This window comes from Psychroserpens sp. BH13MA-6 (genome assembly GCF_052983595.1).
This window is the reverse complement of the sequence record NZ_JBRJGE010000004.1, coordinates 122,458-134,336: the sequence shown is the minus strand read 5'-3', so window position 1 is coordinate 134,336 and position 11,879 is coordinate 122,458. Positions and strand designations below refer to the sequence as shown.

Below are 11,879 nucleotides of genomic sequence, written 5' to 3'. Positions count from 1 at the left end.
TTATGTCGCTACAGCTTCCAGTAAGGTATTTAAAACATGGATATGTCTTTCGAGCGTATAATGCGTTAGGATGTGCTTCTTTCCGTTGGCTCCCATTTGCTTGGCTTTTTCTATATCGTCTAAAACATCAGCCATATACTGTGCCATGGTAGCCACATCTTGTTCTTCACAAAGTAATCCTGTTTCACCATGAACAATCACATCTGGAATCCCAGCATGACGGGTGGATATAACAGGAAGACCAGCCACACTCGCTTCTAATATTGCTAACGGTGTACCTTCCATATCTCCTGAACTTGCTGTAATGGAATGCTGGACATAAGCGATGGAGGTTTCCAATAGCTCGCGGTACGCTTCTGGTGTGATGACCCCTAAAAACTGAACTTGATTTTCTAGCTTAAAATGTGTTACTAAATTTTGACAAGCATTCAATAGTTCACCTTGGCCTGCCATCAGTAATTGTGCTTCGGGAAAACGATGCGCGATTTTCTGAAAGGCCATAATGGTAAAATAAGGCGCTTTTTTATCGGTAAACCGTCCAACAAATACCAATTGCTGTTTGGTGAATTTAGGGCTTACAGATTCGAATGCCGTTTGCGGTCCGTAGACATTATAAACCAACTTGTCTTTAGGACATCCCAAATGGCGGAGCATGTCTTCCATACGTTTGGAAACCGCAATCACTTTAGATGCGTGTTGAAAGACCTCTTGATAGCGATTGGTGTTTTCAATCACTTGATGTACACTGGCATCATAGCCATGAAAATGGACGACAAAAGGGATGTTTAAGGCTGTAAGCACCGGTAATAATTGATGTGCGTGCGTGCCGTATTCAATGAGGATGACCTCAATCTTGTTTCGGTCTAGCGACTGCAAAAGGCGTTGGGTAGCGAGCCATTTATTCGATTTATTTAAAAGTTTTTTCTTTAGACGCAACGCCAGGTCCTTTGTGTTTGAAACCAAAGACGTTTCACCCTCTAACTGCATTTGGTGTAAAGCGCCATAATAATAGAAGACCTCACCTTTTAGATACAATTTATGGGCTTGAATAAATGTTTCTGAATAGGGATTTCTGTTCGGCGAAAAAATGGCTATTTTCATAAGCAGCTTAAGTTAGTTTTCGCTTGATCTTCTTTAAGGTCTTAACTACAGAATTATCTTCTTTTTGCAATTCAAAATCTAAGCCTAATCGGGAATTTACACGTGATATTCTTTCATTTATGCTTTCAACCTTTGAATGTCGTACTTTAATTTCACCTCTAACCTCTTGATATTGAGGTTTAATTTCAATAATAGTATAAAAATAATCATTGGTCTTCCATATCGTTTGATATTCAAAAAATATCACTTCACCGTCTATATCTTTCGCTAATTTTGCGATGTCATTGATATCAACATCTTCATCTACAGGTTGTAATCCCGCTGGATTATGCTCTCTTAGGAAATCTTGATGAAATTTTGAAGGACAAGCTAAAATTAAACGACCATTTAAGTTAAGACAGTTCTTTATGGCATCATGAAATTTATCTCTATCAGAAATTGGTATATGCTCATAAACATCAATCAAAACAATAGCATCGAACTGTCCTTCTGGAAAGGTTCTAGTTAAGTCTATGCTTTTAAAGATTAAGTTTTCCTCCGTCCCAAACAACTTCTCCGCAGTTTCAATTAAAACAGGACTTAAATCAACACCCAAAACTTTTGTAGAAGAAAAAGTTCGAGCAAATTCGTAAGAGCTCCACCCAAGACCACATCCAATGTCTAAGATATTTTTAGATTGATCGGGTATATAAGCACTAAGAATTTCAATAGCTTTAACTATTCTCTTATTGCCAAACACATAATCATTGATAAGTTTTTTATCAAATTTGTTATAAAATTCAAGTGATTCTTGCATTAAATTTTAATTTGAAATTCTGGATAATAAGATACCAATTGATGGATTTTATCCAACTGACTCTTACTAAAGTCATATTTAACTCGCTTGGTATCTTTGTTATATCTCAATGTATCTTTTTTATCGTAAGATTTTTTAAGTCCTTCCGTAATAAGCGCTTCATCAAAGTCTAAATTATAGAACTCCAAAATTCTCCTAATTGTACTTTCATTGTTGTCAACAAATTCTTGATAATCCAATTCGAAAATATCTAGTTCATTTTTCGCTATTTCCAGTTGCCATGAAGTTAAAAAATTTATATACCAAGGCACGACTAAATCTATTAAAAAATCAAACTGTTTTTCAATATCCCAATCTTTAAAATCTCTTGCTACAGTAAACATGAACCATTGATCATTTTCATTCAAAATGTGATTGTAAAATGATTTCAATGAAGATGTTATATCTCTATACAGAAACACAATTTTAATTTGATGTTCAACAAAATAAAGCCTGTTTGAATCATTAGGCTTAATATGTAATTGCGTAACTGTATTCTTGTTGAGACTTGATAAAAAAACGCCTGGATCTAAATTATGATCATTAGTTCCACGTACAGGTTGAAATTGAATGAAATCAAAATTTGTCGTATTAACTAAAGCATTGGCTAAAAAAGTACTTCCCGACTTCGGAAGACATGCAATAAACACGTGTTCTTTTTTAACTTTATTTCTAGAAACAAGATAATTATAATACGATTTTAAAGAAACTCGGTTTAAAATTATTTCTTTTATTATGCTTTTCACTAATAACTAATTTTTTAATTGATTAACTGATTTTTGCTTCTAAAATTGCAGAAGGTTTTATTCTGTTCAGATGACCAACTTGATAAAAGTCCCCTTGTAATACTTGTAAATAAAATGCCATTTCAATTCGATCAACATGATTGGATTCGTTGGTCGATGACTCCGATAACAAAACAGTTGCGTTGTAATTTCCACCTCGCAATGAAAATTTATCAAAGACAACATCTATGTATCCTCTTGAAATATACGAGTTTATCGAGACACGCATTTCATCGGTTGCTAACATCGCTTTAATCGTATTATCGCTATCCTTAAAAGATAAGGCTAAGACCAAATCATTTTCAATTTCTTCGCGAATAGAATAATGTAGTCGCAGTTTTAAATATTCTCCTGAAATTACACTATCATAAAGCTTCTCTTCTAAATCTAAAAACTCAACGTGAGACAAAATAGCCTTTCCATTGCCACTTCTATCTTTTCGATCTATTAAATCTAAACTACTTTGGGTTTTATTTTTTTCGAGATAAAGTCCTACAGCATCATTTGTTTCTCCTTCAAAAACCACAGTTCCATGCTCGAGGACAATAGCTCTCGTACATAAACTTTTTACGGCCGCCATGTTATGACTTACAAATAATACCGTGCGTCCTTCACCTTGACTGATATCTTGCATTTTGCCAACAGCCTTTTTTTGAAACTCGGCATCTCCCACCGCTAATACCTCATCAATCACCAGTATATCTGGTTCTAAAAAGGCAGCCACGGCAAAGGCCAATCTTACACGCATACCCGAACTGTACCGTTTTACAGGTGTATCTACATAACGCTCGCAACCACTAAAACTGATAATCTCTTGTTCCTTCGATTTAATTTCAGACTTGGTCATTCCTAGAATGGCACCGTTTAAATAGATATTTTCCCTACCTGTTAATTCCGGATGAAATCCAGTTCCTACTTCCAGTAAAGAAGCAATACGACCCTTCGTTTTGATCTCGCCTGTGGTAGGTGTGGTAACTCTTGACAATATTTTTAAAAGGGTCGATTTTCCTGCACCATTTTTACCGATAATCCCTAAAACCTCGCCGCGTTTTACCTCAAAATTAATATCTTGAAGTGCCCAAACATAATCACTGTCGCTCGATGTACTTCTATCATTTACTTCCCCAATTTTTAAGAAGGGATCTTCCTTACCTCTTAGCTTACACCACCAACGCTTTAAATCGTCACTAATGGTTCCTGTACCAATGACGCCTAATCGGTATTGCTTGCTGATATTTGATACTTTTAAAATGGTGCTTGACATATTATACCGTATCTACAAAGGTTTTTTCCGTTCGATTAAATATGATGATTCCCAATAAAAGGACGACCAATGTGATGCCAACTGTATAGAGAATGCCAAAGGATGCGACCTTGCCTTCTCCTAACAACATCAATCTCGAGGTTTCAACAATATAGGCCAACGGATTGTATTCTACTAACCACGCGACTTTTGGGAATTTTTCGCGCATAAGTGCCAACGGATACATTACTGCAGACAAATACATGAGTAATTGTATCCCGAAGTCTAGTAAAAATTTTAGATCTCTGTACTTGGTCACCATGGAAGAAATAATCATTCCCAATCCCAAGCCTAACAAGCCCATTAATAATACCACGAATGGGAAATACACAATACTGTTGTCAAACTGTACCTGAGCATCTTGAAGGACATAGTAGACATAAAAGCCGATAAATATGAGCAATTGAATAGCGAATTTCACCAAATTGGAAATAATAATTGATAAGGGCAATATCATTCTAGGAAAATAGACCTTACTAAAAATGGCTTCGTTCTTTTTAAAAGTATCTGAGGTCGCCGTTAAACAGGTTTTGAAATAATTCCAAATAGATATTCCTGCCAAGTTGAATAAAAATGGCGGGACGCTTCCTGTATCAATATTGGCAACTTTATTAAAAATAAGTGTAAATGTAAGTGCCGTAAACAATGGCTGAATCAAATACCATAACGGTCCTAAAATGGTTTGCTTATAAACCGTAACCACATCACGCTTAACGAAAAGAAACAACAAATCTCTATACCGCCAAATTTCCTTAAAATTAAAATCAATCAATTTTCGTTTTGAGGAAATCGTATATAACCACGCATCTTCAGTTTCAGTGTTCAATAGTCTAGCTTTTGATTTGGCTAATATAAGAAATCAAGAACAGAATTTGAACCTCTTGTTATTGAGAAAAAAGCCTATTTGACTATTTTTTTAATTTCAAATTTTATGGGTAATGATATTCTTGAGTTCAGCGAAAGCGAAAACATCACGATTCATTTTAAACCTTAGGCTTTTTTACCAACAACAATCGTGGACAATCCTGCACGGTTAAGTAGTACTTTATCAATGACTTTAAACATGGGCACGAAGGTATTGTAGAGTGCCATTTGTCCGCTAGGAATGGTCTCCTTTTTAAGTAAGCTCCCAGTGACATACCAGCCAAAAATACCTATAAAATTGAAGTATTGTTTATGAATGATTTTAAAATGATTCTTTTGAAAGACCTCACGCAACAAGGGTATAGTATAGCGCCTGTAATGCCCTAATTCCTTATCAAAGCCATTGTACAGTTTTTGATAGGATGGCACCAAAACAATGAGTTGTCCTCCTTGCTTTAATAACTTCTTACAATTCGCTACGGCCAGCACATCGTCATAAATATGCTCAATCACATTAAGCGCAAATACGGTATCATATTGGCCCAAGTGTTTTGCAAACTTTTGATCAAAATTGGGATCGGTCAAATCCATGACTTCCGTTCCTAAAAAGCATGGATGTTGTTTAAAGGTAGCTTCTAAGGTCTTACAGTAGCCTTTTCGAATATCTGTTAATAGAATTTCGAATTGATCTTGCATAAAAAAGCGAGAAATATTCCCGATGCCACTCCCTATTTCAAGGACCTTTCCTCGACAATACGGTTTGATGGTTTGGTACATCCATTGATTAAACTTGTCGGCCTTGGCAATCACTTCCAGTGTTGAGGCACCTACCTCGTCTTGCTCTTCAAATTTTAGCTCGCCTGGCACAACCTTGTTTTCCATGCTATTTAGAAAATAGATTATACTTGAAAATACACCAAATGGCTCTTACGCCATCTTTCCAACCAATTTTTTTCCCCTCTTCGTAGGTTCTTCCGTAGTAAGAAATACCTACTTCATAAATTCTGATTTTCTTTATTCTTGAAACTTTAGCCGTGACTTCAGGTTCAAATCCAAAGCGCTGTTCCTTCAACTGAATACTTTGAATGATATCCGTTTTGAATAGCTTATAACAGGTTTCCATATCGGTAATATTGATATTGGTAAACATATTGGAAAGCGTCGTTAAAAACTTATTCCCTATGGTATGCCAAAAGAAGAGCACGCGATGTGGATTGCCACCAATAAACCGCGATCCGTAGACCACATCTGCCGCACCACTCAACATAGGTTTGAGCAGTAAATTATACTCGTTTGGATCGTATTCTAAATCGGCATCCTGAATGATTAAATAGTGACCCGTAGCCTCTTTAATACCCGTATGTAATGCCGCACCTTTGCCTTTATTTTTGTCGTGGACCAATAATTTTAAGGGGAAATTGGGATGTGCTTCTTGGTATTTTAAAATGGCGGACTGGGTATCGTCACTCGAGCAATCGTCCACAATGAGCACTTCCTTCTCTAAATCGCCATCCAATGTTACTTTCCGAACCAAATCCAAGATAAGATGCACTGTATCTTGTTCGTTATATACAGGAATGACAATAGAAAGCGTTGTTTTCATATGTTGACCATCTAGGAACTAAAAGCTTGGCTACAAATTAATCATTTATTGATTAAAATAATCCCAAGTAATTTTTAGACCTTGCTTTACAGTGTATTGTGGTGTGTAATTCAACAATTCTTCAGCTTTAGAAATATCTGCTAAAGAATCTCGAACGTCACCTTGTCGTGGTGGTCCATGTACGGCTTCCACCTCAGAATTTGCTGATTCTTTTAAAGAATTCCACAAGTAATTAATACTGATACGTTCGCCACAAGCCACATTGAACACTTCATTTTTAGCCTTTTCAGACGCGAAAAATCCGCGTATATTCGCTTGAACCGCATTATCGACAAAGGTAAAATCCCTAGTTTGCTCACCATCACCATTTATTTTTGGTGATGTTTGGTCTTTTAAGGCTTGCATAAACAATGGAATTACGGCAGCATAGGCTCCATCAGGACTTTGCTTTGGACCAAAGACATTGAAATATCTCAAGCCAATCACATCGGTATCGTATGTTTTTCCGAAGACATCGGCATACAACTCATTAACGTACTTTGTGACAGCGTATGGTGATAAAGGTTTACCTATCTGAGGCTCTACTTTTGGCAAACTTTTACTATCGCCATAAGTTGAACTCGATGCGGCATACACCATGCGCTTCACTGAAGCTGATTCCTTTAAGGCAATCATCATATTTAAAAACCCAGTAATGTTTACATCGTTCGTGGTTGCCGGATCATTGATAGAGCGTGGCACAGAACCTAAAGCCGCCTGATGAGAGACATAGTCGATGTCTTTCATCGCATTTTTACAGGTTTGTAAGTCCCTAATATCACCTTCTAGCAATTCAAAAGCTGGGTTGTCGTGAAACTCTTCGAGATTCTTGCGATGTCCGTTCGAAAAGTTGTCCAGCACACGGACTTTTTTAGCATTATATTTCAGTAAGTATTCAACGATATTCGATCCAATAAATCCGCCACCACCTGTAATGAGAAATGACAGTTCGCTTAAATCTTGGTTGTGGTATTGTTTGTCGTACATTATAATCTAGCGTCTACAGTATGTTTAGGAAGTAAGGATTTCACGTCAAAGATCACACCGATATCCGATTTTAAACTCTGAAGATCCATTTTCAAGAATTCTTTGTGTGACACGGCTAAAACAATCGCATCATAATCGTGCTTTAATTGGGCTGCGTCGTCAAGTAAATCAAAACCGTACTCGTGTTTCACTTCTTCCTTAGAAGCCCAAGGGTCATACACATCCACATTCACATTATACGTTTCGAATTCCTCGATAATGTCAATAACTCTTGAGTTTCTAATATCAGGGCAATTTTCTTTAAAGGTAATTCCAAGTACGAGTACATTAGAATCTTTAATTCTCGCGCCTTTTTTTATCATCATTTTCACGGTCTCTTGCGCCACATAACCTCCCATACTGTCGTTCATTTTTCGACCAGCTAATATGATTTCTGGGTTATAGCCAGACTCGATGGCTTTTTGTGCTAAATAATAAGGATCAACACCAATGCAGTGACCACCAACAAGGCCAGGAGAAAAATTTATAAAGTTCCATTTGGTGCCAGCAGCTTCCAAGACGGCTTTGGTATCGATGTCTAGTAATCTAAATATTTTAGACAATTCGTTCACAAAGGCAATATTGATGTCACGCTGGGAGTTCTCTATCACTTTAGCAGCTTCTGCCACTTTAATTGAAGGGGCTGAGTGTGTACCTGCCACAATAATCGATTTATACAAATCGTCTACCACTTTCGCTATTTCTGGTGTGGAGCCAGACGTGACCTTTAAAATTTTAGTCACCGTATGTTTCTTGTCACCTGGATTGATACGTTCAGGCGAGTAACCAGCATAAAAATCTGTATTGAAGGTCAAGCCAGAGTTTTTCTCTAGAATAGGCACACAAATATCTTCAGTAACACCAGGATACACCGTAGATTCGTAAATCACGATATCGTCTTTTTTAAGCACTTTAGCAACACTTTCACTCGCTTTAATCAATGGCGTAAAAACCGGTCGTTTTAACTCATCGGTTGGCGTTGGTACGGTCACTATATACACATTAGAATTGGCGGTATCATCCGTTTGATTTGAAATAAACAAGCCTTTCTCTGCATTGGGATTTGTAGTTAACACCGATTTCAAATGATCATCTTCAACCTCTAAGGTTTTATCAACCCCAGATTTCAGTTCATTTATGCGTTTTTCATTAATATCAAATCCGATGACCATATACTTCTTAGCGAACTCAACAGCTAGGGGCAATCCTACATAGCCAAGACCTAAAATGGTTATTTTTTTATCAGTATTCATTTTCAGTTAAGTATAGATTTTAAAATAAAGTTCAAATCTAAAGAAAAACTCCAATTCTGAACGTATTTTTTATTGATTTCAACCTTATCAGGCCAAATAATCGTCCTATTGTAGGTTTCAGGGTCAAGTTGCTTGGAGAGGAGCGTTTCTTCATCTTTATATTTTAAGGTGGCAGGTCCTGTAATTCCTGGTTTCACCTTTAATATGATTCGATCTTCACCTTTTAAGGTATCAGCAAATCCTGGTAAATCTGGTCTTGGACCTACAAAACTCATATCGCCAATCAAGACATTCCACAATTGTGGTAGTTCATCTAGTTTTGAATTTCTAAAGAATTGCCCTAGGCGTGTCGCACTTTTATTTAAATGTCCAAGTTGGTGTTTCTCGGCTTTTAAGGTTCGAAGTTTGTAAATTCTAAAAAGGCGACCGTGTTGGCCCACCCTTAATTGTGAAAATACACCATATTTACGGGTATCGATGCTTGCCATCATAATCAAAAGAATTATGGGAATTACAAAGATTGGCAACAATAGTATTGCTAATGCCATATCAAAAAGGCGTTTGACCAAAAGTTGGTTTGCCGTGATCAAACTAGATCCGTTTAAAGAAACGTCCGATACGTTTAAAAATAGTATCGTTATCACGCTCATGGTAGGCATTTCCATAAACCCCATAACCGTAGCCGTAGCCATAGCCATAACCGTAGCCATAACCGTAATTATGATTGGTTTTATGTTTATAGAAATTGAGCACGAAACTGATATTCTTAACTTCACCCGTACGATATTTCGCATTAATCAATGCTAACATCCCTTTCTTCGTGTAATCTAAACGCACCATAAAAATGGTCGCATCGGCATATTGTGTCAATTCTAAAGCATCGGTCACTAAGCCAAGAGGTGGTGTATCCAAAACAATCATATCGTATTCTTGTCGTAGCTTCGCTATCAAGAGTTTCATTTGATCGCTCATTAATAATTCCGATGGGTTGGGTGGCACAGGACCTGAAGGCACAATATCTAGGTTCTCAATATGCGACTGGTATTTTACGTCTTCAAAAGTGTTTTCACCAATGAGATAGTTGACAACACCTTTATCGTTTTCAATATTAAAATCACCAAATATTTTAGGCTTTCGTAAATCCAGTCCAAGCAGAATGGTTTTTTTACCAGATAAGGCATACACGGTAGAAATGTTAATAGAACAAAAGGTTTTCCCTTCACCACTTACCGACGAGGTAATCATCAAGGTTTTACCTTCTGTCTTACCCATCTTTTTGTAGATAAATTGTAAGCTCGATCGAATGGATCTAAAAGATTCTGCAACGGCTGATTTTGGTTTTTCAAATACAATTAAATTGTTTTTGTAATTGTATTTCCCAATCAGACCTAAGATTGGAATTTTTGATAATTGCTCTATTTCATCAGAACCATGAATGGTGTTATCTAATAAAAAGATGACAAAAATTAAGAACATCGGCACAAAAAAGCCCATCATCACAGCCATCATATAATTTAATGACTTGTTGGGACCAATGAGTCCACCTCCAATATCCTTCGCTTCATCAATCACTGTGATATCTGATATGTTCGCGGCTTTAACAATAGCTGCTTCACTGCGCTTTTCTTGATAGACATCGTAAGCCTCTTGACTGATATCCAATTTCCTTTGAATTTTTAAAAATTCTTGTTGGTCTTCGGGCAAGTCGGTGAGCTTCGCCTCTAAATTGGCTATATTTCGATTAATCGTATTGAGTTGTATCCCAATGGTTCTCTTGGTAGCATCAATGGTTTCTAAGAGGACGTTCTTTTCAGAATCGATTTGGTTATCAATATCCTTGAACAATACCGATCCTTCTTTGGTCGTGTATTCCAGATTTTGACGTTCAGCCGCCAGAGCAATAATTTTAGAAACACTATTTAAAATATTGCCTTCCTCAATTCCTACAGATGTTGGTGCGGCAATTTTAGTATAATCGGTTTTGGTATTCAGGTAGGTTTCTAGATTATTGAGGTAATTCAACTTCGCCTGTTCTTCTTCTTTCGCTAAATCGTATCCACGTAACTGACCAGAAATTTGAGCAATTTCAGCCGTCACATCAAACACTTTATTCTTTTTTCTGAATTCATTCATCTCATCGGTCACGTCCTTAAGATTCAAGTCCACGGCTTGTAGTGTGCTATCGATAAAGCGAATCGTATTAGTCGCGTAGAGGTTTTTTCGTTCTAATTCTGTCCGACTCAAAATATCAGAAGTGGCATTTAGAAAGTCTACAATCTTCGCTTTATTGTTTCCTGCTAATTGCAGTCGCAATACGGAAGAGGCTTCAGAAAATGGATTGATGATAATCCTTTCTTTATAATTATTGACAACAATATCAAAATTTTTAAATTCGATAAAATACTCAGATCCTGGCTTTACCCTTAAATTGGGCTTTACATTCAAAACCCCATTGATAAAAGGCAGATTCACCTCATCGCCGTTTTTGAATTTTTTTGAATAAGGACCTGTAGGCACTTGAGCATTAGACAGGGATTTATCACTGTACTTTTGGGTTCGCACACCAGACCCTTCAAAATTGGTGAATACTTCAAATTCGTTATTGTCCAAAAACCGAATACCAATGGGTCTGTTTAAGGCTTGAAATTTCGTAAGGTCTGGACTAAACTCAAAAGGTGCACGTTTATAAATATCTACTTTTCGGTATTTGCCTTCTTGCAGATAGGACATGTAAAACTTTAATGAATCCACCACCTTTTCGTTATGACTTCGGGTTTTGATGGCTGTAATAATCTTTCCTACCTTTCCTGAAACACCTCCCCAATTAAACGAAATACTCGTATTAGCCGTAAAGAATGGATTTTGGTCATTTTCGATAGAAATTAATGAGTCCAGTTTGTAGACATTTTGTTTTCTAACATTGATGAGATAAGCAACAATCAAAGCTACGCCTACACACAATAAGACAAATTTCCATAAGTTCAGCGCCTTAAATAGATAACCTTTAAAATCAAAGGCGATTCTACTAGACTCCATGTTTTCTATTTCATGATCTTCAACGTAAGCCATA

11 protein-coding genes are annotated in these 11,879 nt (G+C 36.8%); all 11 read right to left on the bottom strand.

Annotated features, from left to right (window positions below):
* The gene (locus tag ACU8DI_RS09690) at window positions 1-1,101 is read right to left on the bottom strand and encodes a glycosyltransferase (protein WP_447112572.1); all 1,101 of its coding nucleotides are present in this window, start codon (window positions 1,099-1,101) and stop codon (window positions 1-3) included.
* Between the two features lie 7 nt (window positions 1,102-1,108).
* A complete protein-coding gene (locus tag ACU8DI_RS09685) occupies window positions 1,109-1,897 on the bottom strand; it encodes a class I SAM-dependent methyltransferase (RefSeq protein ID WP_447112571.1) in 789 nt (262 codons plus the stop codon).
* The gene (locus ACU8DI_RS09680) at window positions 1,897-2,682 is read right to left on the bottom strand and encodes a sulfotransferase domain-containing protein (protein WP_447112570.1); all 786 of its coding nucleotides are present in this window, start codon (window positions 2,680-2,682) and stop codon (window positions 1,897-1,899) included. The genes ACU8DI_RS09685 and ACU8DI_RS09680 overlap by 1 nt, the downstream gene beginning before the upstream one ends.
* Window positions 2,683-2,704: 22 nt before the next feature.
* A complete protein-coding gene (locus ACU8DI_RS09675; RefSeq protein WP_447112569.1) occupies window positions 2,705-3,985 on the bottom strand; it encodes an ABC transporter ATP-binding protein in 1,281 nt (426 codons plus the stop codon).
* Between the two features lies 1 nt (window position 3,986).
* Window positions 3,987-4,850 (bottom strand): ABC transporter permease, encoded by an 864-nt coding sequence (locus ACU8DI_RS09670; protein ID WP_447112568.1) that lies wholly within the window; start codon window positions 4,848-4,850, stop codon window positions 3,987-3,989.
* Window positions 4,851-5,014: 164 nt separating this feature from the next.
* The gene (locus ACU8DI_RS09665; protein ID WP_447112567.1) at window positions 5,015-5,770 is read right to left on the bottom strand and encodes a class I SAM-dependent methyltransferase; all 756 of its coding nucleotides are present in this window, start codon (window positions 5,768-5,770) and stop codon (window positions 5,015-5,017) included.
* A 1-nt stretch (window position 5,771) separates the two neighbouring features.
* Entirely contained in the window at window positions 5,772-6,491 is a 720-nt protein-coding gene (locus ACU8DI_RS09660) for a glycosyltransferase family 2 protein (RefSeq protein WP_447112566.1), read from the bottom strand.
* Window positions 6,492-6,536: 45 nt separating this feature from the next.
* Window positions 6,537-7,517, bottom strand: coding sequence for an SDR family oxidoreductase (locus ACU8DI_RS09655; protein ID WP_447112565.1), 981 nt, complete (start codon window positions 7,515-7,517; stop codon window positions 6,537-6,539).
* On the bottom strand, window positions 7,517-8,809 hold the full coding sequence (locus ACU8DI_RS09650) for a nucleotide sugar dehydrogenase (protein WP_447112564.1): 1,293 nt from the start codon (window positions 8,807-8,809) through the stop codon (window positions 7,517-7,519). The genes ACU8DI_RS09655 and ACU8DI_RS09650 overlap by 1 nt, the downstream gene beginning before the upstream one ends.
* Before the next feature lie 2 nt (window positions 8,810-8,811).
* Window positions 8,812-9,378, bottom strand: a complete 567-nt coding sequence (locus ACU8DI_RS09645; protein ID WP_447112864.1) for a sugar transferase — start codon at window positions 9,376-9,378, stop codon at window positions 8,812-8,814.
* Window positions 9,379-9,400: 22 nt separating this feature from the next.
* The gene (locus ACU8DI_RS09640; protein WP_447112563.1) at window positions 9,401-11,878 is read right to left on the bottom strand and encodes a polysaccharide biosynthesis tyrosine autokinase; all 2,478 of its coding nucleotides are present in this window, start codon (window positions 11,876-11,878) and stop codon (window positions 9,401-9,403) included.
* Window position 11,879 lies beyond the last annotated feature (1 nt).

Coding starts and splice junctions, on each gene's coding strand:
- ACU8DI_RS09690 (WP_447112572.1), bottom strand. CDS start 1,101: ATGAAAATAGCCATTTTTTCGCCGAACAGAAATCCCTATTCAGAAACA.
- ACU8DI_RS09685 (WP_447112571.1), bottom strand. CDS start 1,897: ATGCAAGAATCACTTGAATTTTATAACAAATTTGATAAAAAACTTATC.
- ACU8DI_RS09675 (WP_447112569.1), bottom strand. CDS start 3,985: ATGTCAAGCACCATTTTAAAAGTATCAAATATCAGCAAGCAATACCGA.
- ACU8DI_RS09665 (WP_447112567.1), bottom strand. CDS start 5,770: ATGGAAAACAAGGTTGTGCCAGGCGAGCTAAAATTTGAAGAGCAAGAC.
- ACU8DI_RS09660 (WP_447112566.1), bottom strand. CDS start 6,491: ATGAAAACAACGCTTTCTATTGTCATTCCTGTATATAACGAACAAGAT.
- ACU8DI_RS09655 (WP_447112565.1), bottom strand. CDS start 7,517: ATGTACGACAAACAATACCACAACCAAGATTTAAGCGAACTGTCATTT.
- ACU8DI_RS09650 (WP_447112564.1), bottom strand. CDS start 8,809: ATGAATACTGATAAAAAAATAACCATTTTAGGTCTTGGCTATGTAGGA.
- ACU8DI_RS09640 (WP_447112563.1), bottom strand. CDS start 11,878: ATGGCTTACGTTGAAGATCATGAAATAGAAAACATGGAGTCTAGTAGA.